General features: G+C 67.2%; 27 protein-coding genes. 9 read left to right on the top strand and 18 right to left on the bottom strand.

Annotated elements, in window-relative coordinates:
* Window positions 1-121 precede the first annotated feature (121 nt).
* Both ASD87_RS24530 and ASD87_RS24525 read left to right on the top strand, forming a co-directional pair.
* Entirely contained in the window at window positions 122-760 is a 639-nt protein-coding gene (locus tag ASD87_RS24530; RefSeq protein WP_056327560.1) for a trimeric intracellular cation channel family protein, read from the top strand.
* Between the two features lie 151 nt (window positions 761-911).
* The gene (locus ASD87_RS24525; RefSeq protein ID WP_056327559.1) at window positions 912-1,583 is read left to right on the top strand and encodes a GntR family transcriptional regulator; all 672 of its coding nucleotides are present in this window, start codon (window positions 912-914) and stop codon (window positions 1,581-1,583) included.
* 22 nt (window positions 1,584-1,605) lie between these two features.
* On the opposite strand, the gene ASD87_RS24520 is transcribed toward ASD87_RS24525, so the two are convergent.
* From ASD87_RS24520 to ASD87_RS24505, 4 genes are read right to left on the bottom strand one after another with little or no spacing between them, the layout of a single operon-like run.
* Window positions 1,606-2,373, bottom strand: coding sequence for a LamB/YcsF family protein (locus ASD87_RS24520; RefSeq protein WP_056327558.1), 768 nt, complete (start codon window positions 2,371-2,373; stop codon window positions 1,606-1,608).
* 13 nt (window positions 2,374-2,386) lie between these two features.
* Window positions 2,387-3,379, bottom strand: coding sequence for a biotin-dependent carboxyltransferase family protein (locus ASD87_RS24515; RefSeq protein ID WP_056327557.1), 993 nt, complete (start codon window positions 3,377-3,379; stop codon window positions 2,387-2,389).
* Window positions 3,376-4,110, bottom strand: a complete 735-nt coding sequence (gene pxpB / locus ASD87_RS24510; protein ID WP_155721864.1) for a 5-oxoprolinase subunit PxpB — start codon at window positions 4,108-4,110, stop codon at window positions 3,376-3,378. The genes ASD87_RS24515 and pxpB overlap by 4 nt, the downstream gene beginning before the upstream one ends.
* Before the next feature lie 24 nt (window positions 4,111-4,134).
* Entirely contained in the window at window positions 4,135-4,566 is a 432-nt protein-coding gene (locus tag ASD87_RS24505; RefSeq protein WP_056327555.1) for a VOC family protein, read from the bottom strand.
* 145 nt (window positions 4,567-4,711) lie between these two features.
* Here ASD87_RS24505 and ASD87_RS24500 point away from each other — a divergent pair, with 145 nt between their 5' ends.
* The gene (locus tag ASD87_RS24500; protein ID WP_235512814.1) at window positions 4,712-5,641 is read left to right on the top strand and encodes a LysR family transcriptional regulator; all 930 of its coding nucleotides are present in this window, start codon (window positions 4,712-4,714) and stop codon (window positions 5,639-5,641) included.
* Window positions 5,642-5,683: 42 nt separating this feature from the next.
* Here ASD87_RS24500 and serA read toward each other — a convergent pair whose 3' ends face one another.
* The 9 genes from serA to phoB form a co-directional block, all read right to left on the bottom strand.
* Window positions 5,684-6,883, bottom strand: coding sequence for a phosphoglycerate dehydrogenase (serA, locus tag ASD87_RS24495; protein ID WP_056327553.1), 1,200 nt, complete (start codon window positions 6,881-6,883; stop codon window positions 5,684-5,686).
* Between the two features lie 108 nt (window positions 6,884-6,991).
* On the bottom strand, window positions 6,992-7,450 hold the full coding sequence (locus tag ASD87_RS24490; RefSeq protein WP_082586421.1) for a DUF411 domain-containing protein: 459 nt from the start codon (window positions 7,448-7,450) through the stop codon (window positions 6,992-6,994).
* Between the two features lie 43 nt (window positions 7,451-7,493).
* Entirely contained in the window at window positions 7,494-8,438 is a 945-nt protein-coding gene (locus tag ASD87_RS24485) for a copper resistance protein B (RefSeq protein ID WP_056327552.1), read from the bottom strand.
* A gap of 3 nt (window positions 8,439-8,441) precedes the next feature.
* The gene (locus tag ASD87_RS24480; RefSeq protein WP_056327551.1) at window positions 8,442-10,175 is read right to left on the bottom strand and encodes a copper resistance system multicopper oxidase; all 1,734 of its coding nucleotides are present in this window, start codon (window positions 10,173-10,175) and stop codon (window positions 8,442-8,444) included.
* A 1-nt stretch (window position 10,176) separates the two neighbouring features.
* Complete coding sequence (locus ASD87_RS24475) at window positions 10,177-10,662, bottom strand: plastocyanin/azurin family copper-binding protein (RefSeq protein ID WP_056327549.1); 486 nt, start codon at window positions 10,660-10,662, stop codon at window positions 10,177-10,179.
* 73 nt (window positions 10,663-10,735) lie between these two features.
* Window positions 10,736-12,127, bottom strand: coding sequence for a heavy metal sensor histidine kinase (locus ASD87_RS24470; protein ID WP_056327547.1), 1,392 nt, complete (start codon window positions 12,125-12,127; stop codon window positions 10,736-10,738).
* Window positions 12,124-12,813: a heavy metal response regulator transcription factor gene (locus ASD87_RS24465; RefSeq protein ID WP_056327546.1), complete on the bottom strand. Its 690-nt coding sequence runs from the start codon at window positions 12,811-12,813 to the stop codon at window positions 12,124-12,126. The genes ASD87_RS24470 and ASD87_RS24465 overlap by 4 nt, the downstream gene beginning before the upstream one ends.
* Window positions 12,814-12,864: 51 nt before the next feature.
* A complete protein-coding gene (gene phoR / locus ASD87_RS24460; RefSeq protein ID WP_056327544.1) occupies window positions 12,865-14,172 on the bottom strand; it encodes a phosphate regulon sensor histidine kinase PhoR in 1,308 nt (435 codons plus the stop codon).
* A gap of 12 nt (window positions 14,173-14,184) precedes the next feature.
* Complete coding sequence (gene phoB, locus ASD87_RS24455; RefSeq protein ID WP_006227196.1) at window positions 14,185-14,883, bottom strand: phosphate regulon transcriptional regulator PhoB; 699 nt, start codon at window positions 14,881-14,883, stop codon at window positions 14,185-14,187.
* Window positions 14,884-15,044: 161 nt separating this feature from the next.
* Between phoB and ubiE the strand changes: the two genes are divergently transcribed.
* The 6 genes from ubiE to ASD87_RS24425 all read left to right on the top strand — a co-directional run bounded on the left by ubiE (window position 15,045) and on the right by ASD87_RS24425 (window position 20,953).
* Window positions 15,045-15,821 (top strand): bifunctional demethylmenaquinone methyltransferase/2-methoxy-6-polyprenyl-1,4-benzoquinol methylase UbiE, encoded by a 777-nt coding sequence (gene ubiE / locus ASD87_RS24450; protein ID WP_056327543.1) that lies wholly within the window; start codon window positions 15,045-15,047, stop codon window positions 15,819-15,821.
* 177 nt (window positions 15,822-15,998) lie between these two features.
* The gene (locus ASD87_RS24445) at window positions 15,999-17,009 is read left to right on the top strand and encodes a Tim44 domain-containing protein (protein ID WP_056327541.1); all 1,011 of its coding nucleotides are present in this window, start codon (window positions 15,999-16,001) and stop codon (window positions 17,007-17,009) included.
* 179 nt (window positions 17,010-17,188) lie between these two features.
* Window positions 17,189-17,827: an SCP2 domain-containing protein gene (locus ASD87_RS24440; protein ID WP_056327539.1), complete on the top strand. Its 639-nt coding sequence runs from the start codon at window positions 17,189-17,191 to the stop codon at window positions 17,825-17,827.
* A gap of 3 nt (window positions 17,828-17,830) precedes the next feature.
* Window positions 17,831-19,384: a ubiquinone biosynthesis regulatory protein kinase UbiB gene (gene ubiB, locus ASD87_RS24435; protein WP_056327537.1), complete on the top strand. Its 1,554-nt coding sequence runs from the start codon at window positions 17,831-17,833 to the stop codon at window positions 19,382-19,384.
* Window positions 19,385-19,566: 182 nt separating this feature from the next.
* On the top strand, window positions 19,567-20,445 hold the full coding sequence (locus ASD87_RS24430; protein WP_056327535.1) for a ferritin-like domain-containing protein: 879 nt from the start codon (window positions 19,567-19,569) through the stop codon (window positions 20,443-20,445).
* 19 nt (window positions 20,446-20,464) lie between these two features.
* Window positions 20,465-20,953 carry an adenylyltransferase/cytidyltransferase family protein gene (locus ASD87_RS24425; protein WP_056327533.1) on the top strand — a complete coding sequence of 163 codons (489 nt, stop codon included), beginning with the start codon at window positions 20,465-20,467 and terminating at the stop codon, window positions 20,951-20,953.
* A gap of 611 nt (window positions 20,954-21,564) precedes the next feature.
* Here ASD87_RS24425 and ASD87_RS24420 read toward each other — a convergent pair.
* The 5 genes from ASD87_RS24420 to ASD87_RS24400 all read right to left on the bottom strand — a co-directional run bounded on the left by ASD87_RS24420 (window position 21,565) and on the right by ASD87_RS24400 (window position 26,469).
* Window positions 21,565-22,896, bottom strand: a complete 1,332-nt coding sequence (locus ASD87_RS24420; protein WP_056327531.1) for a TolC family outer membrane protein — start codon at window positions 22,894-22,896, stop codon at window positions 21,565-21,567.
* Between the two features lie 80 nt (window positions 22,897-22,976).
* The gene (locus tag ASD87_RS24415) at window positions 22,977-23,657 is read right to left on the bottom strand and encodes a protein-L-isoaspartate O-methyltransferase (protein WP_056327622.1); all 681 of its coding nucleotides are present in this window, start codon (window positions 23,655-23,657) and stop codon (window positions 22,977-22,979) included.
* Window positions 23,658-23,814: 157 nt separating this feature from the next.
* Window positions 23,815-24,657 carry a bifunctional hydroxymethylpyrimidine kinase/phosphomethylpyrimidine kinase gene (gene thiD / locus ASD87_RS24410; protein WP_056327529.1) on the bottom strand — a complete coding sequence of 281 codons (843 nt, stop codon included), beginning with the start codon at window positions 24,655-24,657 and terminating at the stop codon, window positions 23,815-23,817.
* Window positions 24,654-25,457 carry a thiazole synthase gene (locus ASD87_RS24405; protein WP_056327527.1) on the bottom strand — a complete coding sequence of 268 codons (804 nt, stop codon included), beginning with the start codon at window positions 25,455-25,457 and terminating at the stop codon, window positions 24,654-24,656. Before ASD87_RS24405 ends, thiD begins: the two co-directional genes overlap by 4 nt.
* Window positions 25,458-25,596: 139 nt before the next feature.
* Window positions 25,597-26,469: a cobalamin-binding protein gene (locus ASD87_RS24400; protein WP_056327621.1), complete on the bottom strand. Its 873-nt coding sequence runs from the start codon at window positions 26,467-26,469 to the stop codon at window positions 25,597-25,599.
* Between the last annotated feature and the right edge of the window lie 88 nt (window positions 26,470-26,557).

The following is a 26,557-nucleotide window of genomic DNA, read 5'->3' as shown; positions in this document are numbered from 1 at the left end:
AGATGGGGCTTGATCGCAATCAACACAGCTCCGAGGGTACGGGATGATGCGCGCGCAGGCAATGGCGCGCCCGCCGGCAAGGCTCAATACAATGAGGCCTGCCAACGCTACCGCCCAACCCATGTTCACCGATCTTTCGCCCGCCCTGCTGCACACGCTGTACCTGGTCGCCATCGTCGCCGAAGCCATGACGGCGGCCCTTTCGGCGGGGCGGCGCGACATGGACTGGATGGGCGTCTGCATCATCGCGTGCGTGACGGCGCTGGGCGGCGGTTCGTTGCGCGACGTGCTGCTGGGGCACTATCCGCTGACGTGGGTCGTGCATCCCGAATATCTGTGGATGACGGGCGGTGCGGCGATCCTGACCGCGCTGATCGCGCCGGTCATGCGCCGGCTGCGTAGCGTGTTCCTCTTGGCCGATGCGCTGGGGCTGGTGGCTTTCACGGTGATTGGCTGCCAGGTCGCGCAGATGATGCAGCTGCCGATCACAGTGGTGCTGATCAGCGGCATGATCACCGGGTGCGCCGGCGGGGTGCTGCGCGATGTGCTCTGCAACGAGGTCCCGCTGCTGTTCCGCAAGGAGCTCTACGCCAGCGTGTCGCTGGTGACCGGCGCGCTCTATCTGGGCTCGATGGCGCTCGGGCTGTCGGCCAATGCGTCGGTGCCCATTGCGCTGGCGGCGGGTCTGACCATGCGCCTGATGGCCCTGCGCTTCAATTGGCAAATGCCCAAGTTCGTCTACCGCGACGATTGGCACTGATCCCCCGCATCCTCAGAAAACGCCGTCCCTCGCGGGCAGGCACACGGCCGTCTTTTGAGTGTGAAACATTATTTCTACTTGTGTTTCAAGAGATTTCGAGTATCTTGTCACGGTCTCATGTCATGCGTAGTCGCAGTAAAAGGGGAGCCGATTGGACGTCAAAGCGCCCGCCACGATTCCGTATTTCCTACAGGAACAGATTCGTGAGTTGATAGTGAACGGCACTATCCGGCCCGGACAGCCGTTACGGGAACAGGAACTGGAGCAGCGCTTCGGCACCAGCCGCAGCCCCATCCGGGAGGCGCTGCGCCTGCTGGAGCTGAGCGGCCTGGTCACGCACATCCAGCGCAAGGGCTTCCGGGTCACGCTCTATACCGAAACCCAGATCCGCCATCTGTACATGCTGCGTGCGGAACTGGAGGCGTATTGCATCCGGCAGGTCGCCGAGATGCCCGACGTCGGGCCGCTGGTGGCCGAACTTGGCACGTTGCACGAGGCCATCGTCGCCGCGATGGGCCGTCAGGACGCGCGCGGTTTCATCTCGGCCTCGCGCGACTTCTATCTGGCCGCGGCGCGCTACACCGGCAACGCGCCGTTGACCAGCATGCTCAGCAAACTGTACGAACAGATCGAACCGCTGGGCTACATGCTGGCCCGGCAATCGCTCGAAGCCAATACGATCCCGTCCTACACGGAAGGCATCATCCAGGCGCTCGGCAGCCGGGATTTCGACCGCGCCGCCGGACTGACCCGCAAGTACGTGGTGGAAGTGCTGCCGGAGATCCTGGGCGCTTACCGCGAGGCGTCGCTGGACGCCGCGTAGGAAGAGGCCTGCGCCCGGGCCTTCAAGCCCGGGGCGGCGTGCGCACCTCGATGCCGGCCTGCGTCAAGGCGCGGCGGATGCCGTCGGCAAAGACCAGCGCATTGGGCTGGTCGCCGTGAATGCACAGGGTGTCGGCCTGCACCGGCACATCCTTGCCGTCAACCGACCGCACCAGGCCTTCGCGCGCCATGCGCACGACCTGTGCGACCGCGACGTCCACGTCCTCGATCATGGCGCCCGCGCGCGTGCGCGGCGTCAGCGAGCCATCATCCTGATAGGAGCGGTCCGCGAAGACTTCGCTGGCGCACGCAAGGCCGATGGCGCGGGCCGCGTCGATCAGCTTGCTGCCGGCCAGTCCGTACAGGATCAGCGACGCATCCACATCCTTGACCGCCTGGCAGATCGCCTTTGCCAGCGGCTCATCCTTGGCCGCCATGTTGTAGAGCGCGCCGTGCGCCTTCACGTGATGCAGGCGGGCGCCTTGCGAGGCCGCGACACCCGCCAGCGCGCCGATCTGATAGACGACGATGTCGTAGGCTTCGTCGGGGCTGATCTGGATGACGCGGCGGCCGAAACCGGCCAGGTCCTGCAGGCTGGGATGGGCCCCCAGCGCAACGCCCCGGGCCAGCGCGGCGGCCACCGTCTTGCGCATGGTGGCCGGATCGCCGCCATGGAAACCACAGGCAATGTTGGCTGAGCTGACGTACTGCAGCACGGCCGCGTCGTTGCCCATGGTCCAGGCGCCATAGCTTTCGCCCATGTCGCAGTTCAAGTCGATGCGGGTGGTCATGGCGGTTTCCTTTCTAGTTCAGCAGCGCGCGCAGCGGTGCAAGCGCGTCGTGCAATTGCGCAAACGCGCGTTCGCGCTCGCCGTCCAGGCGCTGCGCCTCGTCCAACTCGATCCGCTGGAAACGCAGCACCTGGCCGGGTGCGGACTGCGCCAGCGCGGGCAGGTCCACGGTGGCGATCTGCGCGATCTTGGGATAGCCGCCGGTGGTCTGCCGGTCGGCCATGAGAATGATGGCTTCGCCGCCCGAGGGCACCTGCACCGTGCCAAAGCAGGCGGCCTCGGACAGCATCTGCCGCGGCTGATTCATGGTCAGCGGCCGGCCAAGCAGGCGGTAGCCCATGCGGTCGGACTGCGGACTGATGCGAAATTCGGATTCCAAAAAGGCGCGGCGGCTGGATTGCGAGAATTCGGGCCAGTGCACGCCGGGCAGGAAGCGGATGAATTCGCGCTGCTTGTTGCCCAGCGCCGCGGGCAGGTATACGCGCACCTGCCACAGCGCCTTCTGCAAGGCGGCGGTATCGCAGTCCGGCTCCAGCGGGCGGCGCAGCGGAACGACGTCGCCCTTGGCCAGCGCGCGCCCCTGAAAACCGCCGAAACCGCTGCGCAGATACGTGGTCTCGCTGCCCATGACGGGCGTCAGCGCAAAACCGCCATGCACGGCCAGATACGCGCGCACGCCCGTTGCGGGCCGCGCCCCGAAGGCCAGCACGTCGCCGGGCCGCGCGATCAGCGGGCGCAGTTGGGGAATGTCCTGGCCGTTCAGCGTGGCGCCCAGGTCGGCGCCGGCCAGCGCAAAACAGGCCGGCGCGTCAAAGCGCAGCGTGGGGCCCGTCAGCGTGATCTCCAGCGTGGCCGGATCGCCTTCGTTGCCCGCCAGGGCATTGGCCAGCCGATGGGCGCGTTCGTCCATGGCGCCGGCCGCCGGAATGCCCTGATGCTGGTAGCCTTCGCGCCCGCGGTCCTGGAAGCTGGACAGCATGCCGGGCTTGATCACCGTCACGCTCATGGCCGGCTCCCCCGGATGCGGTCGAATTCGTCGGGCGTAATCGGCACGAACCGCACCGTGTCGCCAGGCTGCAGGAGGGCCGCGGGTTCCCGCGCGGGGTCGAACATGACGAGCGGCGTGGCGCCGATGATGTTCCAGCCGCCCGGCAGCCGGTTCGGGTAGATCACGGTTTGCCGGTTGGCGATGGCCACCGCGCCGGCAGGCACGGCGGTGCGCGGCGACGGACGGCGGGGAATGTTCAGTTTTTCGTCGTGCACGCCGAGATAGGCGTGGCCGGGCGCAAACCCCAGCATGAACACCATGCTGCGCGGTTCGCTGTGCAACCGGATGACGTCTTCGGGTTTGATTCGGGCCGCGCGCGCGACCTCTTCCAGGTCGGGGCCGTGTTCGCCGCCATAGCAGACGGGGATGTCGACCTCGCGTCCCCCCGCGTCGGCGGTCGGGATGCCCTCGGCAAGCAGGGCCTGGATGTGCTCGGAGAGCGCCGCGTACGTGGGCCCTTCGCCATGTCCGCCCGGCCGGTAGTGCACGGCCACGGCGACGAAGGAGGGCACCACGTCGGTAACGCCCGGCAGCCGCGCGTCGCGCAGCTTGCGGGCCGCCGCCAGACAGGTCCGGCCAATGGCGGCATCGATGCGCTCGCCGAAGGAGACGATCAGGCAGCGGTCACCCTGGGGCAGGATGCGCCAGCGGGTTTCGGCCGGAGAAAGCGAATTGGAATTGACGTTCAACGGCACGAAACCTGTAGTGACGGGTTACTTGGCGAACAACGAATCCATGTTCTTGAACGCCTTGAATTCAAGCGCATTGCCCGACGGATCCAGGAAGAACATGGTGGCCTGCTCGCCGACCTCGCCCTTGAAACGGATGTAGGGCTCGATGACGAATTCGGTACCGGCGTCGGTCAGGCGCTTGGCCATGGCTTCCCATTGTTCCATGGAAAGCACGGCGCCGAAATGGCGCACGGGCACATTGTGCGAATCCACCGCGCTGGTTGCCTTGTGGCCGCATTCGCTGGGCGCCAGGTGCGCCACGATCTGGTGGCCGTAGAAATTGAAGTCGATCCATTCGGACGAGCTGCGGCCCTCCGGACAGCCCAGCTTTTCGCCATAGAAGGCGCGGGCTTCGGCCAGGTCCCGCACGGGGAAGGCCAGGTGGAACGGCGGCAGGTTGGTTTGAGCGGACATGCAAGGCTCCCGGTCAGGCAAAAGAGGGTTATTCAGTTCAGCGAACGCCGCAATGTGTCGGCGTTATCACCAGGGCATAGTTTAGGTATTGTTTTTTTTATAGCAAAACGATATTTTTCGAGTCTTAGCATCGAAAAAATTGATTGTGCTCAAGGAATTCAAGACCTTTATTGCCGTGGCGCGGGACGGAACCTTTACCGGGGCCGGTGTCCAGCTTGGCCTGACGCAATCCGCGGTCAGCGCCCAGATCCGGCGGCTGGAGGAATACCTGGGCGTCGAGCTGTTCGACCGCGGTCCGCGCGCGGCGGCGCTCAACGCCCACGGGCGGGACATGCTGCCGCAGGCCGAGGAGCTGGTCGCCATGGCCGAGCGCATGGCGGCCTCGGCTGGCGCCGCGCACGTCAGCGGGCTGCTCCGCATCGGGGCCATCGCCTCCGTGCAGCAGGATCTGCTGGTCCATGCCGTGGGCGAGTTCCGCGCGGTCTATCCCGATGTGCGCGTGCGCATCGTGCCCGGCGTCTCGCTGTCGCTGCTGGGCCAGGTAGACGCCGGCGAAGTGGACCTGGCCGTGCTGATCCGCCCGCCCTTCGCCCTGCCGCCCGAACTGGGCTGGCAGCCGCTGATGACCGAGCCCGTCATGCTGGCCCTGCCCGAATCCATGCCGGTCGCCCCGTGGCGGGAGCTGCTGGCGACCCAGCCCTTCATCCGCTACGACCGCGCCTCATTCGGGGGCCGCGTGGTCGACGTGTTCCTGAAAAAGCACCGCATCACCGTGAACGAGGCCGTGGAGCTCGACGAGATCGAGGCGATCGCGGGGATGGTGCGGCATGGCCTTGGCGTGGCGCTGCTGCCGCGCCTGCGGCGGCTGGACATGACGGGTCTGCGGCTGCTGCCGCTGGGCGAACACGCGTTTCATCGCGAGATCGGCATCATCGGCCGGCTGCCGTTCGACGCAGGCAGCGTGCGCGAGAAGATCGCGCAGTGCCTGCACCGGGCGGCGGCTGAGCCGGATGGGCGTGACGGGCATGCATTGGTACGGTGTCTGACACCGTTCCAGGCAACTGCCGGGCAATAAAAAAGCCCCCGAAGGGGCCCTTGCTGCCTGGCGCTTGCTGCTTTACAGCCGGTCGCAGCGGACCGTGATCGGGTGATCGCGCAAGGCGGTCATGACGATGTCGTCGACCTGGCCTTCCACGTCGGTGATCACGTAGCCGATCTGCCCGCGTGTCTGCAAGGTCTGGCTGACGATGTTCAGGCCGTGCTGCGCCATCAGGTTGTCCAGCGTGCCCAGCGCGCCCGGCGCGTTGCGGTGCACGTGCAGGATGCGCGTGCCGCCGGCCTGCTCAAGGAAAGGCAGCTCGGGGAAATTGACGGCGCCCTTGGTGGTGCCGGCCTGCAGGAAGCGCACGAGTTTTTCGGCCACTTCGCGGCCGATGTTCTCCTGGGACTCTTGCGTGCTGCCGCCGATGTGCGGGGTCAGGATGACGTTGGGCATGCCGATCAGCGGGCTGGCCAGCGGTTCATCGGCGCTCTTGGGCTCGGTGGGGAACACGTCCAGCGCGGCGCCGGCCAGATGACCGGATTTGAGTGCTGCGTGCAGCGCGGCGATATCCACCACGGTGCCGCGCGAAGCGTTGATCAGGATCGCGCCACGGCGCATGCGGCCGATGGTCTCGGCGTTCATGATGTTTTCGGTGGACTTGCCGCCGGGCACGTGCAACGTCACCACGTCGGCCTGCTCCAGCAGTTCGTTCAGCGTGCCGGCGGGCCGGGCGTTGCCCAGCGGCAGCTTGGCTTCCACGTCGTGATAGATGACGCGCATGCCCAGGCTTTCGGCCAGCGTGCTGATCTGCGAGCCGATGTTGCCGTAGCCGACGATGCCCAGCGTCTTGCCGCGGGTCTCAAAAGCGCCCGCGGCGCTTTTATCCCAGTGGCCCAGATGGATGCGGGCATTCTTTTCGGGAATCCGGCGCAGCAGCAGGATGGCCTCGCCCAACACCAGTTCGGCCACCGAGCGCGTGTTCGAGAACGGCGCATTGAAGACCGGAATGCCGCGCTGCATGGCGGTGTCCAGGTCGACCTGGTTGGTGCCGATGCAAAAGCAGCCCACCACGCGCAGGTCGGGGTTGCCGGACAGCAGGGCGGCATCCAGGTGCGTGCGAGAACGGATCCCCGCCACTTGCACGCCGCGCAGGGCGTCGTGCAATTGCGCCGGCGGCAGAGCCGCGGCATGCGTGACGATATCGGTGTAGCCGGCGGCCTCGAAGACGGCGCGGGCGCTCGGGTGGATGTTCTCGAACAGGACGATTTGTGCCATGACTGCCAAGGGGTGGGTGAGAAACGCTTTTATTTATTGTGGACCATTTTTGCTGCGGTGCAAGGAGTAGCCATTGAAGCGTTGTGGATGAATTGTTTCAGGCCAGCCTTAGCGATAGGCCTGAAAAACCTGGGCGCCGCCACGTTTGTCGACCAGCACCACGTCGTGCGGCGTCTTGCGTCCGCCGTATTCCGGCCCGTCCATGCCGGGCGATCCGAGCGGCATGCCGGGGGCGGCCAGACCCGCTGCGTCGGGCTTTTCCAGCAACAGTCGGCGCACGTCGCTGGCGGGCACGTGGCCTTCGACCGCATAGCCCTCGACCATCGCGGTGTGGCAGGAGCCGTAGTTGGACATGCCCGCGTTGCGGCGGATGGGCCCGGTGTCGTCGACGTCATGCGTGGTCACGGCAAAGCCGTTGTCGCGCATGTGCTTGACCCAATCCTCGCAGCAGCCGCAGGTAGGCGTCTTCCAGACCTCGACTTTCACGGGCGCCTGCGCGGCGGCAATCGCGGGGATGCTGAGGGCCGCGGCAAGGACGAGGCGGCGCGTAAGACGGGAAACGTTCATGATGCTCCGGGGGATAAAGGGGGGATGTTCAGGCGCGGGCCGGTCAGAACCAGAACTGCACGCCCGCGATGACAGCAGCCTGCGATCGGCCTTCGCCGGCGTCCGAGGCATAGCTCGCCGTCTGGCCGAACTTCCGTTCAAAGGATACGCCAACGTAGGGGGCGAATTCGCGCGTGACCTCGTAACGCAGGCGCAGGGACAGGGATCCCTGCGACAGACCGGAACCGATGCCGCGTTGCGGGTCGTTCTTGCCGTAGACGCTGGCTTGCAGTTCGGGCGTGAATATCAGGCGCTGGGTCAGCAGCAGATCGTACTCGGCCTTCAGCGCCAGGGCGCTGCGGCCTGACGGGCCGGCATAGGCGGTGGCCGTCAGTTCGATGTTGTAGGGCAGCAAGCCCTCGACGCCGACCGCGGCCCAGTTGCGCTTGGGGCCTGCGCCGATATCCCGGCGCGCACCCAGTTGCAGATCCCAGAAGGGCGAGATGGCGTGGCTCCAGAAGGCCTCGACCTTGCCGTCCGACCCGCCGCCGCTTTGGCGCTCGCCCTCGCTCTTGACGAGCAGGCGGTCCGTGGCGGTGCCGAACCAGAAGCGGCCATCCCATTCGAGCGCGTTCTGCCCGTCGCGATTGCGCGATGCGCCGAATTTGTCGAACAGCACCTGCCACGTGGGCGCGTTGTCCATCATGTGCGGATGGATGCCGTAGCTGTCGTAGCCGCGCGGGCCTTCGCCATCGCTTGCAGGCAGGCTGCCGACGGGCGGAGCGTCTGCGGCGGGCGCGTCATGGTTCGCCTCTGCATGGTCCATTCCCTGGTGGCTTTCCGGGCTGTCCGGTGACGGCGCCTGGCCATGGTCCATCGAGCCGTGGTCCATCCCGGTCATGCCGGCATGATCCATTTGTGACGCTTGCGCCGCGGCCAGGGGGGGCGTCAGCGCGAGGGCGATGGCGCAAAGGGCCGGCGCGTGTTTCTGGAAACTGATCGGCTTCATCGTTTACTCCACCACGACCGCCCTGAACATGCCGGCCTCCATGTGATACAGCAGATGGCAGTGGTAGGCCCAGTTCCCACGCGTGTCGGCGCTGACGCGATAGCTGATGCGCTGCGCCGGGTTCAATGAGATCGTGTGCTTGCGGACCTGAAACGCGCCGTCCGGGGATTCCAGGTCGCTCCACAGGCCGTGCAGATGGATGGGGTGCGTCATCATCGTGTCGTTGACCAGCACGAAGCGCACGCGCTCGCCGTGGCGCAGCACGATGGGCCGCGCGTCCGAGAACTTCACGCCGTTGAACGACCACATGTAGCGCTCCATGTTGCCCGTCAGGTGCAGCTCGATCTCGCGCGAGGGCGCGCGGTTGTCGTCGGGCTCCCGCACCGACCGCAAGTCCGCATACGTCAGCACGCGGCGGCCGTTGCCGCGCAGTCCGGGGCCGGGATCGTCCAGGCGCGTCGACACCACGTCAGGCAGCATGGAATTGCCCACGCCGCGCTCGGCGGGATAGGGGTGCCTGACCTCGACCATGCCACCCTGGTCCGGGTCCGCGCCCGTGTCCGCGCCGTGCCCGGCGTGTCCGGCCGGCATCGGTTGCGACCCGCTCATGTCGTGGGCCATGCCCATGTCCATCATGCCCAGCACCTGCACACGGTCCATCTCGGGCACGCTTGCCTGCATGCCGGCGCGGGGCGCCAGCGTGGCGCGTGCATAGCCCGATCTATCCATGGCTTGCGAGAAGATCGTGTAGGCGCGGTCCTGTGAAGGTTCCACGATCACGTCATAGGTTTCCGCGACGCCAATGCGAAATTCCTCGATATCGACTGGGCGGACATCCTGGCCATCGGCGGCCACGACAGTCATCGTCAGGCCCGGTATCCGGACGTCGAAGTACGTCATGGCCGAGCCGTTGATGAACCGCAGCCGCACCCGCTCGCCCGGCTTGAAAAGGCCCGTCCAGTTGGCCGCGGGCGTGGCGCCGTTGGTGAGGTAGGTGTAGGTTGCGCCGGACACGTCGGCCAGATCCGTCGGATTCATGCGCATGCGTTCCCACATCAGCCGGTCGGCAAGCGCCGCGCGCCATCCCTTGTCCCCGGCGTTGTCCGCCAGGCTTTGCATGCTGGGCTGGATGCGATTGTAGTAATCCGGCATCACCTTCAGCTTGTCGAACACGCGCATCGGGTCTTCGTCCGTCCAGTCCGACAGCAGCACCGTGTAGTCGCGGTCGGAGGCGATGGGATCGCGGTGGCGCGGGTCGATGACGATGGCGCCGTACAGGCCCGTCTGTTCCTGAAATCCCGAGTGGCTGTGATACCAGTAGGTGCCGCTTTGGCGCACGTCGAATCGGTACGTGAACGTCTGGCCGGGGTCGATGCCGGCAAAGCTCAGGCCGGGCACGCCATCCATGCCGGTGGGCAGCAGGATGCCGTGCCAATGGATGGAGGTCTGCTCGCGCAGCCGGTTGGTGACGTGCAGTGTCACCGTATCGCCCTCGCGCCAGCGCAGCAGCGGCGCGGGCAGGCGGCCGTTGACCGTGGTGGCCACGCGCGCGGCCCCCGTGAAGTTCACGGGCGTCTCGCCGATCTCCAGGTGAAACTCGGTGCCGCGCAGTTCGGCGGCCGCGGCTGCGCCGGACTGGGCCGATGCCCGGCGCCAGCCGCCCAGGGCGGCGAGCGCGCCGCCGGCGGCCAGGCCCTGCACGAAGCGGCGGCGGGTCGTGAGCGTGTGCGCCGTCATGTCACAGCACCGAGACGGCGCCCTTCATGCCGGCGCCGTAATGGCCTGGCTCCAGGCAGCCGAAGGACACCGTGCCGGCCTTGCCGAAGCGCCAGACGATCTCGCCGCTTTTGCCGGCGTCCAGCGACACCGCGTTGGGTTCATCGTGACGCATGCCGGGGTCCTTCATCATCATGGCGTAATGCGCCTTCAGGTCGGCGTCGGTGCCCAGCACGAGTTCGTGCCGGATCTTCCCGGAATTGCGCACGTTCAGCCGCACGGTCTCGCCGGCCTTGACATCGATGCTGGCGGGCGTGAAGCGCATGGCGTCGGTCATGTCGACGTCAATGGTGCGCGTGACGCGGGCGGGATCGCCCGGCGCGCCGATGGGCGCGGCCGCCGCGGACGGCGCGTGGCCGCCGTGCGCATGGTCGCCTGCGGCGAACGCGGCGCCGGACATCATCAGCGCCAATGCGGCGGCGCAAGTGCGTAACTGGGTGCCTTTCACGGGAATCCTTGCAATGGGAATGGGCGTGATGACACTGTAGGAAGACCGGGGTGACCCGATCCTGTCGCGCAGATTACGTTTTTGTAATGTTCGCGGCCGGCGCCGGGTTGTTGAAGGTGATGCCGACCACGGTGCCGGCGGCGCCGGACGCCGCATCCACGTCGCCGCCATGCATGCGCGCAATGGCGCGGACGATGGCCAGGCCCAGGCCGTGACCTTCGCTGCGTGGCGCGCGCGTCTGGCCGGAGCGGAAAAAGCGGTCGAAGATCCGGGGCAGGTCCGCGGCCGGGATCGGCGTGCCGGGGTTGTGGACCGTGACCCGCGCCCCGCGCGCGGTGGGGGTGCACGTCAGCACGATCTCGCCGCCCGGGGGCGTCGCCTTGATGGCGTTGGAGATCAGGTTGGCCAGCGCGCGGCGCGCCAGCCCCCGGTTGGCGGCCACGGTGGCGTCGCCCACACAGCGCAGGCGCACGGCGTGTTCTTCCAGCGTGGCCTCGTAATATTCGGCCACCCGCCGGGCTTCGGCGGCCAGCGACACCGGCGCCAGGTCGGCGGCGCGCTCGCCGCGGTCGGCCCGCGCCAGGAACAGCATGTCGTTGACCAGCGTCTTCAGGTCTTCCAGTTCTTCCAGGTTGGATTCCAGCGCATCTCGCAGCTCGGCCGCATCGCGCGGCGACGACAGCATGACCTGCGTGCCATTGATGAGGGTCGCCAGCGGCGTGCGCAGTTCGTGCGCCACATCGGCGTTAAAGCCCTCCATCTGCTGGTAGGCGGCTTGCAGCCGGTCCAGCGTGCGGTTGAAGGACCGCACCAGTTCATGCAGCTCGCGGTCGGTGTCTTGCAGCGGCAGGCGGCGCGCCAGATTGTCGGGCTGGATGGCCGCGGCCTGCCCGGACAGCCGCCGCGCGGGCGCCATGCTGCGCCGCACGGCCCACGCGGCCAGGACGACCGTCGCGCCTACCCACAACGCGCAGATCAGCGCCAGCGCCGTGCCGTAGGCATAGAGGAATTGCGCGCTGGTGCGCGTGCTGACCGCCACGGTCAGTTGCGCCCCGGGCAGGATGCGATCGTTCATGGCAACGCGCAGGCCGCGCATGCGCCCGCCATCCGGCGTCTGCAAGAGGACCTGCCGGCCATCCGTGGTTTCCAGCGTTTCGGGCGCGGCGCCGCCATAGACGGCCTGGCCCTGCGCGTCCACGATCCAGATGCCAAGCTGACCCTGGCCCGCGCGCATCTGATCGAAGGTGGCCGCCAGGTCGTGCAAGCCGCTTGCGCTGTTCTGCATGTCGATCAAGTGGTCGATGAGCTCGAGCTTGCCGCTGACTTCGGTGATCTCCTGGCGCTCGACTTCGCGCTTGAGCGCCCAGAAAAGGGTGGCGCCCGCCACGCTGGAAACGAACAGCGCGATGGCGCCCAGCAGCAGCGTCAGCCGCGCCTGCATGGAGCGCACGCGGGGGCGGCTCATCCGGCGTGGCCGTCAGCGGGGCGCGATTCCAGCACGTATCCCATGCCGCGCACGGTGTGCAGCAGTTTCGTGGCGTAGGGATCGTCCAGCTTGCCGCGCAGGCGCCGCACCGCGACGTCGATGACGTTGGTGTCGCTGTCGAAGTTCATGTCCCAGACCTGTTCGGCCAGGGTGGTGCGCGACAGCACCTGCCCCTGGCGGCGCAGCAGAAGCGCCAGCAGGCTGAATTCCTTGGCGGTCAGGTCCAGCCGCTGGCCGCCGCGCTGGGCGCGCCGGCGCGCCAGATCCAGCTCCAGGTCCGCCAGCCGCAGCAGCGTGGGCTCCTGCGAGCGGCCGCGGCGCAGCAGCGCGTGCACCCGCGCCAAGAGCTCCGAGAACGCAAAGGGTTTGACCAGGTAGTCGTCGGCGCCGCCTTCCAGGCCGCGGACCCGGTCTTCCACCGCGTCTCGGGCCGTCAGCATCAGGATGGGAGTGTCTTTTTGCGCGCGCACCGAGGCCAGGATCTCGAAGCCGTCCACGCCGGGCAGCATCACGTCCAGCACGATGAGGTCGTACGCGCCTTCGAGCGCGAGGTGGCGGCCGTCCACGCCGTCGCGCGCCACGTCCACGACGTGGCTTTGCTCCGACAGCCCCTTCTTCAGGTAGTCGGCCAGTTTGGGTTCGTCTTCGATGACCAGGATGCGCATGGCCAAAAATTTACCACCCGCGCGCCGCCGTCAGCGGGCAGGCGGGCGGAATCACGCCGTTTCGGCGATGGCGATGCGGTCGGCGGGAAAGCGCAGCGAAAAGACGCTGCCCTTGCCGGGTTCGCTGGTGATGAGCAGTTCGGCGTCGTGCCGCATGGCGATGTGCTTGGTGATCGCCAGCCCCAGCCCGGTGCCGCCGACGGCGCGCGAGCGGCCCCGGTCCACGCGGTAAAAGCGCTCGGTCAGGCGCGGCAGGTGGCGCGCCGGGATGCCGATGCCGGTGTCCTGCACGCTGTAGCATGCGCCGCCTTCGGGGTCGCGTTCCCAGCGGACGGTGATGGTGCCGCCGTCCGGCGTGTAGCGCACGGCGTTGGTCAACAGGTTGGAAAGCGCCGAGGTCAGTTCGTTTTCGGCGCCCAGCACGTCCAGGGTTTCGTCGATGTGCCAGACCAGTTGATGACGGCCGCCCGACAGCGCCTCGATCTGCTGGCGCGCCTTTTGCAGCAGCGCGCCCATGTTGACGGCGCGCGGATCGCTGCCCGGCGACGATTCCAATGTGGACAGCGTCAGCAGGTCTTCCACGATGGCCTGCATGCGGTGGGCCTGCTCGTACATCATGTCGATGTATTGTTCGCGCTGCTCTTTGGGCAGCGCCTCGTCGGGCATGTCGCGCAGCGTTTCCAGAAAGCCCGCCAGCACCGTCAGCGGCGTGCGCAATTCGTGCGACACGTTGGCGACGAAGTCGCGGCGCGTGGTTTCCAGGCGTTCGATCTGCGTGACGTCGCGGGTGATGAGCAGGCGCTGGTTGCTCGCGTATGCAGTGAGCTGCATCATCATCAGCCGTTCCTGGCCTTGCTGACCCAGCCGCACCAGAATGGGCTCGGGCCAGGACGGACGATGCGCGTATTCCACAAATTCCGGGGCCCGCAGCAGGTTCAGCAGATTGTGGCCGCGGTCGGCCGGCAGGCGCAGGCCCAGATGCTGGCGCGCCATGCGGTTGCACCAGTCGATCTGGAAATCCTCGTTCAGCGTGACGGCGCCGTCGGGCAGGGCCTGGGCAGCCGCCAGCATCCCTTGCATGGTGTCGCGGGTTTCAGCCAGCTCGCGCGCGCGGGCGCGGGTGTACCGATAGAGCGGGGCAAGAATGTCGTCCCACGGGCCCACGGAGGCCGGCGGGGCGGAATCCGGGTGATTGGCCCATTTGGACACCAGCGACAGGCGCCAGCTGCGCCAGAGCAGCATGGCACACAGTGCTACCGAAAACACGATCCAGCCCGCGGGGTCTCCAATGAGCCATTGCGCCAACAAGGCAAATGCCGCCCACAGGACGACCAGAATAAGGGTGCGCAGCCAGATCATCGTGCGCACGTTTTACCGCGTCGGGAGCTGTGCCGTAAACCGATAGCCGCTGCCGCGGACCGTTTCGACGTGCGCGTCATGGCCGCTGGGTTCCAGGGCCTTGCGCAGGCGGCGGATGTGCACGTCGACCGTGCGCTCTTCGACAAAGACGTGGTCGCCCCACACCTGGTCCAGGAGCTGCGAACGGGAGAACACGCGCTCGGGGTGCGTCATGAAGAAGTGGAGCAGGCGGAATTCGGTGGGGCCGATCTGCAGGGACTGGCTGTTGCCCGACAGGCGATGCGTCACCGGATCCAGCTTCAGGCCGCCGACGTCGATGACGTCGTCCGTGAGCTGGGGCGCGCGGCGGCGCAGCACGGCCTTGATGCGGGCCATCAGCTCCTTGGGCGAGAAGGGCTTGGTGATGTAGTCGTCGGCGCCGGCTTCCAGGCCGTCGACCTTGTCCTGCTCGGAGCCCTTGGCGGTCAGCATGATGACCGGGACGGCGCGGGTGCGCTCGTCGTTGCGCAGCTTGCGGGCCATGGCCAGGCCAGAGGTGCCGGGCAGCATCCAGTCCAGCAGGATCAGGTCGGGAAGCTCGGCACGGATCAGCGTCTGGGCCTGGTCGGCGTCGAAGGCGCGCAGCACCTTGTGGCCGGCGAAGGACAGGTTGACGGCGATCAATTCCTGGATGGCGGGTTCGTCTTCGACGACGAGGATAGTGCTGGACATATCGAATTGGGCACACTTCGGAGCGCCGGCGCGGCGCGAACATTGCGATAGTATGGCCGCAATATTTCAGGTATGTGACCGCGGCGCGCCATCTGGCGGGCTCGTCCGCCGCAGGCGCGCGCCCGATAGGCTACCATTGAACGATATATCGGGAATACACCATGCAAAACCCCTCCGAATCGCAACAATCCGCCGGCGCCGGCTCGACCTCCACGCACTTCGGCTTCCAATCGGTCCCCGAAAGCGAAAAGGCCCGCAAGGTTGCCGAAGTGTTCCATTCGGTCGCCCAGCGCTACGACGTCATGAACGATTTCATGTCGGCGGGCCTGCACCGCGTCTGGAAGGCGTTCACGATCGGCCGCGCGGCCATCCGCCCCGGCATGAAGGTGCTGGACATTGCCGGCGGCACGGGCGACCTGGCGCGCGCGTTCGCCAAGCGCGCCGGCCCCACGGGCGAGGTCTGGCTGACCGACATCAATGATTCCATGCTGCGCGTGGGCCGCGACCGGCTCACCGACGCCGGCCTGCTGGTGCCCGCCGCCGTGTGCGACGCCGAGCGCCTGCCGTTCCCCACCGGTTACTTCGACCGCGTCAGCGTGGCCTTCGGCCTGCGCAACATGACTCACAAGGACCGCGCGCTGGCCGAAATGACCCGCGTGCTCAAGCCGGGCGGCAAGCTGCTCGTGCTGGAGTTCTCGCGCATCGCCAAGCCCCTGTCCCCGGCATACGACTGGTATTCCTTCAACGTGCTGCCGTGGCTGGGCAAGAAGATCGCCAAGGACGAGGCCAGCTATCGTTACCTGGCCGAATCGATCCGCATGCACCCGGACCAGGAAACCCTGGCCGACATGCTGCGCACCGCCGGCCTGGAGCGGGTGCAGTACTTCAACCTGACGGCGGGCATCGCCGCGTTGCACGAAGGTGTGCGCCTGGGCTGACGCCCGGCGACCACGGCGGATTCCGCCACCCCGCGGGGAACTTGTGGGGCGGCAGCTTGTCCGTTATTCTTACGCCATTCAGATTACTGTAAGAAAAGTCGCGCAGATGGCCCCGCGCATTGCGGGGCCCTCCCGTTGCTCGGGGCAGCGGGGGCGCGAGTACGAGGGAGCAAACTCATGTCTAAATTCAGTCTTTCGCGCTTTGTCGCCGCGGCGCTCATCGCCGTTTCGGGCGCGGCGCTGGTGACGGCGTCGTTTGACGCCGAAGCTCGCCGCGCAGGCGGCGGCGCCAGTGTCGGCCGCCAGTCCTCCAATGTCACGACGCAGCGCCAGGCCACCACGCCGCCGGCTGCCACCAACAACACCGCGGGCGCCACCGCAGCACCGGCAGCTGCCGGTGCTGCCACGGCCGGCGCGGCAGGCGCCGCCGCCAAGAGCGGCGCCTCGCGTTGGCTGGGTCCCATCGCCGGCATCGCCGCCGGCCTTGGTATCGCGGCGCTGCTCTCCAGCATGGGCCTGTCCGGCGCGTTCCTGGAGTTCCTGTCGTCCGCGCTGCTGATCGCCGCCGTGGTCTTCGCCGTCATGTTCATCATCCGCCGCCTGCGCGGCGCCGGTCCGCGCACTGCCACGCAGGGTGCATTCGGCGGGCCCAACAACGCCTCGGGCCAGCAACAGCAGCCCATGTGGCGTGAATCGCTGAAGCCGGGCGCCGCCGCGCCTGCCGCCGCTGCCGCTCCGGTGGCCGCCGCGCCGGTCGAGCCGCCGGCCGTCCTGCCCAAGGCGGGCGACGACAACAACTGGTTCGTGCCGGGCGATTTCGACACGCCGAACTTCCTGAAGCAAGCCAAGGAACAGTTCGTCCGCATCCAGGCGGTCTGGGACAGCGGCAGCACCGACGGTCTGCGCGAATTCCTGACCGACGACCTGATCACCGAGCTCAAGCCGCAGCTGGCCGAGCGCGGCGCGGCGCCCAACAAGACCGAAGTGGTCCTGCTGAACGCCGAGATGCTGGGCATCGAAACCGTCTCCGACGGCCACCTGGCCAGCGTGCGCTTCTCGGGCATGCTGCGCGAGGCGCCGGGCGCCGAAGCGTTCCGCTTCGAAGAAGTCTGGAACCTGTTCAAGCCGGCCAATGGCGGCTGGTTGCTGGCCGGCATCCAGCAGATCCCGGTGGAACACGCCAGCTAATCCTGGCGGTCCGGCTCGACCGGCCATCTGCCGCGGGCGCCGTAAGGCGTCCGCCTGAACCGGCCCCCAGAGGGCCGGTTTTTCAATGTGCCTACGCAAAACAGGCTCCCATCTAACCCGTTACACTCCCGATTTACCCATCAACTTCGGCAAGCCCTCTCAGGGTCCTTGCAACCGCCATGCTGCCTTTTTCGTTCCTGCCCACACCGAAGCGTCTGGCCATCAGCGCCCTCAATGCCTTGCTGCGGCGCGAGGACTGGGCGCGCGAACGCCTGGCTCGGCATGCCGGCAAGACCGTGCGGTTTGCCATGGGCGGCTTCACGCTGGGCCTGTCCATCGATAGCGAAGGGCTGGCGGATCAGGCTGATCCGGCCGTGGTGCCCGACGTGACGCTGACAGTGTCGCCCGAGAAGCTGCCGCTGCCGCGCCTGGGCGCCGGGCACGAGAAGCCGGATTTTGCCGAGGCCACGCATATTTCAGGCGACGCGGCGCTGGCCCAGGTGGTTGCCGACTTGTCCAAGCAGTTGCGCTGGGATCCGGAGGACGCGTTGGCCCGCGTGGTGGGCGACATCGCCGCGCTGCGCATCGTGGGCGGCGCGCGTGCCGTGTCGGATGGCGCGCGCACGGCGGGCAAGCGCCTGGCCGAAAACGTATCCGAATACCTGTCCGAGGAAAGCGGTGTGCTGGCGGGCCGTCCGGCCCTGGAGCAATGGCGCCTGGACCTGGCCGACCTGAACACCCGCGCCGACGCGCTGGCGCGTTCCGCGGCTGCGCTGCAAACCCGCCTGGCCACGGCCGGCGCAAAGCGGGGCGCCTGATCCATGTTCCCCTTGCTGCGCCTGTTTCGCATCATCGTCGTCTCGCTGCGCTACGGCCTGGACGAGCTGGTGCTGTCCAGCCTGAATCATCCGCTGGCCACCTGCCTGCTGCGCGTCATGCGCCTGGGCACGCGCCCGCGTTCGCCGCGCGGGCAACGGCTGCGACTTGCCCTGGAATCGCTGGGCCCGATCTTCGTGAAGTTCGGGCAGGTGCTGTCCACCCGCCGAGACCTGATCCCCGCCGACATCGCCAACGAACTGGCGCTGCTGCAGGACCGCGTGCCGCCGTTCCCGTCGGCGCAGGCAGCGGCCTGCATCGAGGCGGCGCTGGGCGCGCCGCCCGAAAAGCTGTTCGCGCAGTTCGATGTGGACCCGGTGGCGTCGGCGTCGATCGCGCAGGTGCACTTCGCGGTGCTGCACGACGGCCGTGAAGTCGCCGTGAAGGTGCTGCGTCCGGGCATGCTCAGCATCATCGAAAAAGACATGTCGCTGCTGAAGGTGGTGGCGCGCATCATCGAGCGCCTGGGCCCGGACGGCCGCCGCCTGAAGCCGCGCGAGGTCGTGGCCGAATTCGACAAGTACCTGCACGACGAGCTGGACCTGGTGCGCGAGGCCTCCAATTGCAGCCAGCTGCGCCGCAACTTCGGTCCGGAATCGGGGCGTGGCGACATGCTGATCGTGCCCGAGGTGATCTGGGAATACACGGCTTCCACCGTGTTCACGATGCAGCGCATGTACGGCATGCCGGTGGGCCAGGTCGAGCGCATGCGCGAGGCCGGCATCGACATTCCGACGCTGGCGCGCACGGGCGTCGAGATCTTCTTCACGCAGGTCTTTACCGACGGCTTTTTCCACGCCGACATGCACCCGGGCAACATCTACGTGTCGGACCGCCCGGACACGCTGGGCAGCTACATCGCGCTGGATTTCGGCATCGTGGGCTCGCTGTCCGAGTTCGACAAGAACTACCTGGCGCAGAATTTCCTGGCGTTCTTTCACCGCGACTACCGCCGCGTGGCGCAACTGCATATCGAATCGGGCTGGGTGCCACCGGATACGCGCGAGGAAGAACTGGAAGGCGCGGTGCGCGCCGTCTGCGAACCCTATTTTGACCGGCCGTTGTCGGAGATCTCGCTGGGGCAAGTGCTGCTGCGGCTCTTCCAGACCTCGCGCCGGTTCAACGTCGAGATCCAGCCGCAGCTGGTCCTGTTGCAGAAGACCCTGCTGAACGTCGAGGGACTGGGGCGTCAGCTCGATCCCAACCTCGATCTCTGGAAGACCGCCAAGCCCTATCTGGAACGCTGGATGCGCCAGCGTGTCGGATTCAAGGGCCTGCGGCAAAGCCTGGAAAAAGAGGCAGCGCAGTGGTCGCAGATGCTGCCCGCCCTGCCCAGGCTGGTCCATGACCATCTGAGCCGCCCCAATGTCTCGCCGGCGATGCTGGCCGAGATGATGCAGCTACGTCGCGCACAAGAGCAGAACAACCGGCTGGTTGCAGCGCTGGTTGGCGTGCTGGCGCTGGCGGTGGGGGTCGCGATATGGGCGCTGACCCGATAGGCGGCGCGATGATCTAGACCTTACTGTCATGTTTCATTCATGAAACGGTCATCATAGCTTCGCGGGAGACGGCGAAAAATAGCGCTGCGAGAGGTGGCATGCAGCGCCGACGCCTATAGGAACGCGCGCGCCATTCATCAATTTTCATAGCCCCACTAGCGGGACGAATACAAGGGCAGAACATGCTTTATCCTGAACTCTTCAAGACCATGGAAGCCGTGCGCTGGAACATGGCGCACGATATTCCCTGGGGCGATTTCGACCGCAGCAAGCTCTCGGACGAGCAGGCCCACACGATCAAGATGAACGCCATCACGGAGTGGGCGGCGTTGCCGGCCACCGAGATGTTCCTGCGCGACAACCGCGGCGACAGTGATTTCTGCGCGTTCATGTCGGTCTGGTTCTTTGAAGAACAGAAGCATTCCCTGGTGCTGATCGAATATCTGCGCCGCTTCCGGCCGGATCTGGTGCCCACCGAAGAAGAGCTGCACAACGTGCGCTTTGAATTCGATCAGGCGCCGGAACTCGAAACGCTGATGCTGCATTTCTGCGGCGAGATCCGCCTGAACCACTGGTACCGCCGCGCGGCCGACTGGCACACGGAGCCGGTCATCAAGGCGATCTACAAGACGGTGGCGCAGGACGAGGCCCGTCACGCGGGCGCCTACCTGCAATACATGCGCCGTGCGCTGCACGACCGCGGGCAGGAAACGAGCGAGCAAGCCCGTCTGGCGTTCTCGAAGATCGGGGTGCTGATGGCTTCGGCGGGACGCACGCAGCAGGCGCTGCATCCGACGAATCTGCACGTGAACAAGGATCTGTTCCCGAACGACACGGTGCAGTCGCGCCTGCCGGAGCCGGGCTGGCTGGAACACTGGCTGGACACGCAGATCCGCTTTGACGGCGTGTGGGAGCAGAAGGTGGCCAGCCGCATTCTGCACATCCTGTCCAAGCTGATGGATCGCAGCTTCGAGACGGTGAAGGATCTGAACCGCTACCGCAAGGAAATGACGGCGCTGATCGTTCCGAAGGACAAAGAGATCATCCTGGCGGGCAGCTGATCCCTCCTATAATCGCCGCATGCCTGCCGCCCGTTTCGAATCCAAGGTCCTGTCCCGCGACGAACTCGTCGCCGCCGTCGCCGCTGGCCGCTTTCCGCGGCCGCTGGTGTTCACGAACGGGGTGTTCGACATCCTGCATCGGGGGCACGCGACGTATCTGGACCAGGCGGCGCAGTTGGGGGCGACGCTGATTGTCGCCGTGAATACCGATGAGTCGGTGCGGCGGCTTGGCAAGGGGGCGGAGCGCCCGCTCAATCGCATGGAAGATCGGGCGGCGTTGCTGGCGGCGTTGGGGTTTGTGTCGGCGGTGACGTCGTTTTCCGAGGATACGCCTGAGGCGTTGATCGGGGAACTGAGGCCGGATCTGATCGTCAAGGGTGGCGATTACGACATGGAGACGTTGCCGGAGACGGCGTTGGTGAAGACTTGGGGGGGGCGTGCGGTTGCGATTCCCTTTGAGTTCCAGCGGTCTACGACGGCGTTGGTGAAGAAGATTCAGGGCGGTTGAAGGCTTTGAATTTGATGTGCTGGATGAATGTGAGGCGGCCTGGGTGGCCGCCTTTTCTTTTGTGCTTTGGGCTTGGTAGGTTGGTGCCTTGGGCTTCGTAGGATGGTGCTGCAGGGCTTCGTAGGCCGGTGATGCCGGGCTTTGTAAGTCGGTGCTGCACGGCTTCGTGGGTCGGTGCCGCAGATCTTCGTAGGTCGCCCGGCGCCGCGGTCTTCGTCCGCCTTCGGCTCCCTTCAGATTCCCTCGGGCGCATCGACGGCGCTCGCACCCACGGTGACCGCGACGCCGTGCTGCCAGGGTCTTTGGTTTGGGGCGCTGTAAGACCTGTGGTCGGGGAAGGGGATCTGCGGGGCCGCCGAATTGCTGCCGCCCGGGCGGCGGCAATCGGCTTCTGGGCGGTGGGGCGTCGTGGCGGTGTGCGCTTGCGCGCTGGTGGGGCTGGTGATTAGGTGTCTGACACCCGTAGAGATGATCTTGGGTTCGAGACGGTGCTTAAAGGGTGTCAGACACCGGTGGCGCCATCGGTGGCGCGGGTTAGCTCAGTCAGACACCGGTGGCGCGACCTTGGCGCGACCCCGGGGCTAGGGTGTTCACCTTCGCCACTTGCTCGCTCAGCGCGGCGTGCGCAGCAGGCGGTTGATGGCTTCCAGGTCTGATTCCGCCAGGATGCCGCTGGTAGCCTTCAGGCGCAGGCCGGAGAGCACCGTGCTGTAGCGGGCGAGGGCCAGGTCGCGTTGGGTGGCGTAGAGCTGTTGCTGGGCGTTCAGGACGTCCAGGTTGATGCGGACGCCGACCTCGTAGCCGGTGCGGTTGGCTTCGACGGCGGCGCGGCTGGATTTTTCGCCGGCTTCCAGGGCCTGGATGCGGGCCAGGCCGCTGGTGACGCCGGTGTAGTACTGGCGGGTGGCTTGGACGGCCTGGCGGCGGGCGGTTTCGTAGTCGTAGCGGGCTTTTTGTTCCAGTTCGACCTTTTCCGTGACTTGCGAGGACACGCCGCCGCCGGAGTACAGGGGGATGGACAGGACCACGCCGATGGTGTTGTCGATGGGCTTGCCGGGGGCGGCGTTGCGCATGACGGCGTCGCTGGCGCTGCCGCTGGTGGCGCGCAGGTTCAGGGTGGGGTAGTGGCCGCTCTTGGCGATCTGGATTTCGCGGCCGGCGATGCGGGTCAGGAGTTGCGCGCGCAGGACTTCGAGGCTGGAGGTTTCGGCCTGGTTGCTCCAGTCGGCGATGCGGGCGGGCTGGGGGGCGGGCAGTTGCACGCCGTAGGGCAGTTCGGACAGGGCGCCGGGCTGCGTGCCGATGATCTTGGCCAGTTCGTCGCGGCGCACTTCCAGGTCGTTCTGCAGGCGCAACTCTTGGGCGACGACGAGGTCGTAGCGCGACTGCGCTTCGTACGTGTCGGTGATGGTGGCGTTGCCGAGTTCGAAGTTGCGCTTGGCCGATTCCAGTTGGCCGGCGACGGCGGCTTTTTCGGCTTCGGTGGCGGTCAGGGTGTCCTGGGCGTACAGGACGTTGAAGTAGGCGTCGGCAACGCGTAGCAGCAGGTCCTGGTAGGCCTGCTGCAGCTGGACTTCGACGTCGGCGACGATGAGCTTGGACTGTTCGAAGTTCTGCCAGCGGCCCCAGTCAAAGAGGGGCTGGGTGAGCGCCAGGTCCCAGACGCCGCGACCGCCGCTGTAGGCGTAGGACAGGCCACGGGTGCTGCGCGTTTCCTGGTAGGCGCCGCCGGCTTCGGCGGTGATCAGGGGCAGCAGCAGGGCGCGGGCCTGGGGTTCCTTTTCGAGGCCGGCGCGGTAGTTGGCGCGGGCTGCGGCATAGGTGGGGTCGTTGCCCAGCGCGGCCTGCCAGACCTGGACGAGGTTCTGGGCGGACGCAGTCAGCGGGCCGGCACTTGCGGCGCAGGTGAAAACCAGTAAAGCCGTCAGTGATCGGACGCGCATGATTTTTCAACGATACGCCGGGCCGCCGGACGCGACGCCGGCCCCAAGGGGGCCGGGCGGCAGGCGGCAGGTTTGCGGAGTTAGAACTTGAACTGCGACACCGTGACGCCGCGCAACGGCTTGATGACCGTTTCGAAGAGTTTGACGGTTTCGAAGCTGGCGGCAGTGGTGCGGGTGATGCGACAGGCAGTCATGATGGGCGCCTGGCCCACGACCACGACAAGGCGGCCGCCCACGCGCAGCTGGTACTTCAGCGCGTCCGGCACGACCGGCACGGAACCGGTGACCAGGATGGCGTCGTATTCGGTGGAGCCCCAGCCATTGCGGGCGTCGCCGGTTTCGACCTTGACGTTGGTGACGTTGTTCATCTGCAGGTTCTGCTGCGCGAAGGTCACCAGGCGGCTGTCGATCTCGACGGAGGTGACTTGTTGCGCCAGGTAGCCCAAGAGGGCGGCCTGGTAGCCGGAACCCGTGCCGATTTCCAGCACGCAGTCGGACTTGGTCAGCAGCAGTTCTTGCGCGAGGCGTGCTTCGACCTTGGGGGCGAGCATGTTCTCGCGGGTGTTGACCGCGTTGATCTCGAGCGGCAGCTCCAGGTCGGAAAACGCCAGGCCGCGCAGGGCCGGCGGAACGAATTGTTCGCGGCGCACATCGAACAGCGCTTGCAGCACGTTGGCGTCCAGGACGTCCCACGGGCGGATCTGCTGTTCCACCATGTTGAAGCGGGCTTGTTCTACGTCGGGCAGGGTCGAAGCGTTCATGACGGTCAGAAAAAACAGAGGAATCAACGGGCCATTGTACCGATTCGTAGCGTCCTGTGACGGCGTGCCCGCGCGGTAGATGTTTCAGGCGCGGCCCGTACCCCGGAAAAGCAGACGGCGCCTCGCGGGGCGCCGTCTGATGATGGGGCGGGCGTGCTTACCACCAGCCGTGGAAGTGGTGGACCGGACCGTGGCCCGAGCCGACCGACAGGCGCTCGGCGTGGCGGATGGCCTCAGTCAGATAAGCCTTTGCGCGCTTGGCCGACTCTGGTACGTCCCCGATTTGGGGCAGCAGCGCCACCAGCGCGGCCGACAGCGTGCAGCCGGTGCCGTGGGTGTTGGCGGTGTCGATGCGATGGCCGGGCAGTTCGATCATGCGGTCGCCGTCGTGCAGCAGGTCGATGGTTTCGCTGCCGGGCAGGTGGCCGCCCTTGACCAGCACCCAGCGCTCGCCCGAATGCGCCAGCTTGTTGCGCAGGCGCTCGGCCACGCGCCGCATTTCCTTTACGGTCTCGACGGGGCGCTCTTCGAGCAGCACGCCGGCCTCGGGCAGGTTGGGCGTGAGCAGGGTGGTCAGGGGGAGCATGGCTTCGCGCATGGCGCCGACGGCATCGTTCTCCAGCAGCAGGTCGCCGCTCTTGGCGACCATGACCGGATCCAGCACGATGTGCGCCGGCGTCCATTTGGCGAGCTTTTCCGCCACGACTTCGATGACCGGACGCTGGCCCAGCATGCCGATCTTGACCGCGTCGATGCGCACGTCGCTGAACAGGGTGTCGATCTGCAGGCCGACGAAGGCGGGCGGCACCGGCGAGATGCCCGTGACGCCCTGCGTGTTCTGCGCGGTGAGCGCGGCGATGATGGCGCAGCCATACGCGCCCAGCGCGCTCATGGCCTTGACGTCGGCCAGGATGCCGGCGCCGCCGGACGGGTCGACGCCGGCGATGGTCAGCGCGTTGGGGATGGGACGGCCGCTGGCGGCCGGCTGGCGCGAGTTCATTTGGCGGGACCGCCGGTGATCAGGCCTTCGGTGGGCGAGCTGGGCGCGCCGCTGTACAGCTTTTTGGGCATGCGTCCGGCCAGGAAGGCTTCGCGGCCGCTTTCCACGCCCTTTTTCATGGCGCTGGCCATCAGGACGGGGTCGCGCGCGGCGGCGATGGCGGTGTTCATCAGCACGGCGTCGCAGCCCAGTTCCATGGCGATGGCGGCGTCGGACGCGGTGCCCACGCCGGCATCGACCACGACCGGCACGCGGGCCTGGTCGATGATGAGGCGCAGGTTCCAGGGGTTCAGGATGCCCATGCCCGAGCCGATCAGCGAGGCGAGCGGCATGACGGCCACGGCGCCCATGTCTTCCAGCATGCGGCACTGGATGGGATCGTCCGTGCAATAGACCATGACCTTGAAGCCCTCATCGACCAGCGTCTTGGTGGCCTTGAGCGTTTCGGGCATGTTGGGGAACAGGGTGTGCGGGTCGCCCAGCACTTCGAGCTTCACGAGGTCGTGGCCGTCCAGCAGTTCGCGGGCCAGGCGCAGCGTGCGCACGGCGTCGTCGGCGGTGTAGCAGCCGGCGGTGTTGGGCAGCAGCGTGAACTTGGAGGTGGGAACGTAGTCCAGCAGGTTCGGTTCACCGGCGTTCTGGCCGATGTTGGTGCGGCGGATGGCGACGGTGACGATTTCCGTGCCGCTGGCGTCCAGGGCCGCGCGGGTCTGTTCGAAGTCCTTGTACTTGCCGGTTCCGACGAGCAGGCGCGACAAATAGGCGCGGCCGGCGATGGTGAGCGTGTCTTGTGTGGTCATGGCGGTGCTTCAAAGGGCGGGCGCGCACGATGCGAGGCCCGCGGGGACTGGCTGACTGATGCCGAATGATAAAGCAGGACGCCGGATGGCAGGGCGGGGGCGCTGGCCGGCGCGTTCCACTAATTGCGGAATGCGCGCGTCAGCGCACCCGGTCCAGGTCGGCGCAGAGGGTCTCGGCCGCGTCGATCAGCCGCGGGCCGGGCCGGTACAGCGCGTCGGCGTCGACACCGTAGACGTGGCCCTGGCGCGCGGCCGGCAGGCCCATCGCCTGCCAGGCGGCCAGGTTTGCCTGCGTGTCCTCGCGGCGCGAGACGCCGGCCAGCACGGCCTCGGGCCGGGCCGCCAGCACGCCTTCCAGCGTGACCTGCGGCGCCACGATGGGCGCCTGGCCGAAGACGTTGACGCCGCCGCACAGCCGCAGCGCATCGCTGACGATGCTGGCGTTGTTCAGGGTGTAGATCGGATCCAGGCCGGCCTGCACGAAGACCCGCACCGGACGCCGGCCGGCATAGCGGGCCTGCAGGGCCGCCAGCCGCGCGCGCATGTCCGCGGCAGCGGCGTTCGCCACGGACTCGGTGCCGAACAGCCTGCCCATGCGCTCGACCGCGCCGGGGATGGCGTCCAGCGTCAGCGGATCGCTGTAGAACACGGGCACGCCCAGCTTGTCCATCACGCGCGCCAGCGGTTCGGCGGCAGACGGTTGCCAGGCGATCAGAAGGTCCGGCCGGGCGGAGGCCACGCGCTCGGCATCGGGCTGCGTGCCGTCGCCGATGATGGGCAGCGCGCGGGCGGCGGGCGGGTAGTCGCTGCCCAGCACCGTGCCCACGATGAACCCGCCCGCGCCCGCGGCGTAGACGAGTTCGGTGGCATGGGGCGCCAGCGTGACGGCGCGCCGGGCGGGCGCCTGCAGCGCGACGGCGCGGCCGCGGTCGTCCTGCACCTGGATGGCAGGCGCGCCAAGGGCCGGCAGCGTAGACAGCGCCAACGTTGGCGCCAACACCAGCGCCAACATCCAGGCCGGCTTCGCACCCCGCTTCGGCGCAAGTTTCAGTACCCGCTTTTGCGCCAGTCCGGCGGTCGTCAGGACGCGATTGGAGGTC

The organism is Achromobacter sp. Root170 (genome assembly GCF_001428165.1).
Classification (GTDB): domain Bacteria; phylum Pseudomonadota; class Gammaproteobacteria; order Burkholderiales; family Burkholderiaceae_B; genus Achromobacter; species Achromobacter mucicolens.
This window is presented reverse-complemented; position numbering and strand designations above follow the sequence as displayed.

Bases quoted from the DNA above. Each gene is read 5' to 3' on its own strand.
- ASD87_RS24530 (WP_056327560.1), top strand. From the start codon at position 122: ATGTTCACCGATCTTTCGCCCGCCCTGCTGCACACGCTGTACCTGGTC.
- ASD87_RS24520 (WP_056327558.1), bottom strand. From the start codon at position 2,373: ATGACCACCCGCATCGACTTGAACTGCGACATGGGCGAAAGCTATGGC.
- ASD87_RS24515 (WP_056327557.1), bottom strand. From the start codon at position 3,379: ATGAGCGTGACGGTGATCAAGCCCGGCATGCTGTCCAGCTTCCAGGAC.
- ASD87_RS24505 (WP_056327555.1), bottom strand. From the start codon at position 4,566: ATGTCCGCTCAAACCAACCTGCCGCCGTTCCACCTGGCCTTCCCCGTG.
- serA (WP_056327553.1), bottom strand. From the start codon at position 6,883: ATGGCACAAATCGTCCTGTTCGAGAACATCCACCCGAGCGCCCGCGCC.
- ASD87_RS24490 (WP_082586421.1), bottom strand. From the start codon at position 7,450: ATGAACGTTTCCCGTCTTACGCGCCGCCTCGTCCTTGCCGCGGCCCTC.
- ASD87_RS24485 (WP_056327552.1), bottom strand. From the start codon at position 8,438: ATGAAGCCGATCAGTTTCCAGAAACACGCGCCGGCCCTTTGCGCCATC.
- ASD87_RS24480 (WP_056327551.1), bottom strand. From the start codon at position 10,175: ATGACGGCGCACACGCTCACGACCCGCCGCCGCTTCGTGCAGGGCCTG.
- ASD87_RS24470 (WP_056327547.1), bottom strand. From the start codon at position 12,127: ATGAGCCGCCCCCGCGTGCGCTCCATGCAGGCGCGGCTGACGCTGCTG.
- ASD87_RS24465 (WP_056327546.1), bottom strand. From the start codon at position 12,813: ATGCGCATCCTGGTCATCGAAGACGAACCCAAACTGGCCGACTACCTG.
- phoR (WP_056327544.1), bottom strand. From the start codon at position 14,172: ATGATCTGGCTGCGCACCCTTATTCTGGTCGTCCTGTGGGCGGCATTT.
- phoB (WP_006227196.1), bottom strand. From the start codon at position 14,883: ATGTCCAGCACTATCCTCGTCGTCGAAGACGAACCCGCCATCCAGGAA.
- ubiE (WP_056327543.1), top strand. From the start codon at position 15,045: ATGCAAAACCCCTCCGAATCGCAACAATCCGCCGGCGCCGGCTCGACC.
- ASD87_RS24445 (WP_056327541.1), top strand. From the start codon at position 15,999: ATGTCTAAATTCAGTCTTTCGCGCTTTGTCGCCGCGGCGCTCATCGCC.
- ASD87_RS24440 (WP_056327539.1), top strand. From the start codon at position 17,189: ATGCTGCCTTTTTCGTTCCTGCCCACACCGAAGCGTCTGGCCATCAGC.
- ubiB (WP_056327537.1), top strand. From the start codon at position 17,831: ATGTTCCCCTTGCTGCGCCTGTTTCGCATCATCGTCGTCTCGCTGCGC.
- ASD87_RS24430 (WP_056327535.1), top strand. From the start codon at position 19,567: ATGCTTTATCCTGAACTCTTCAAGACCATGGAAGCCGTGCGCTGGAAC.
- ASD87_RS24425 (WP_056327533.1), top strand. From the start codon at position 20,465: ATGCCTGCCGCCCGTTTCGAATCCAAGGTCCTGTCCCGCGACGAACTC.
- ASD87_RS24420 (WP_056327531.1), bottom strand. From the start codon at position 22,896: ATGCGCGTCCGATCACTGACGGCTTTACTGGTTTTCACCTGCGCCGCA.
- ASD87_RS24415 (WP_056327622.1), bottom strand. From the start codon at position 23,657: ATGAACGCTTCGACCCTGCCCGACGTAGAACAAGCCCGCTTCAACATG.
- thiD (WP_056327529.1), bottom strand. From the start codon at position 24,657: ATGAACTCGCGCCAGCCGGCCGCCAGCGGCCGTCCCATCCCCAACGCG.
- ASD87_RS24405 (WP_056327527.1), bottom strand. From the start codon at position 25,457: ATGACCACACAAGACACGCTCACCATCGCCGGCCGCGCCTATTTGTCG.
- ASD87_RS24400 (WP_056327621.1), bottom strand. From the start codon at position 26,469: ATGTTGGCGCTGGTGTTGGCGCCAACGTTGGCGCTGTCTACGCTGCCG.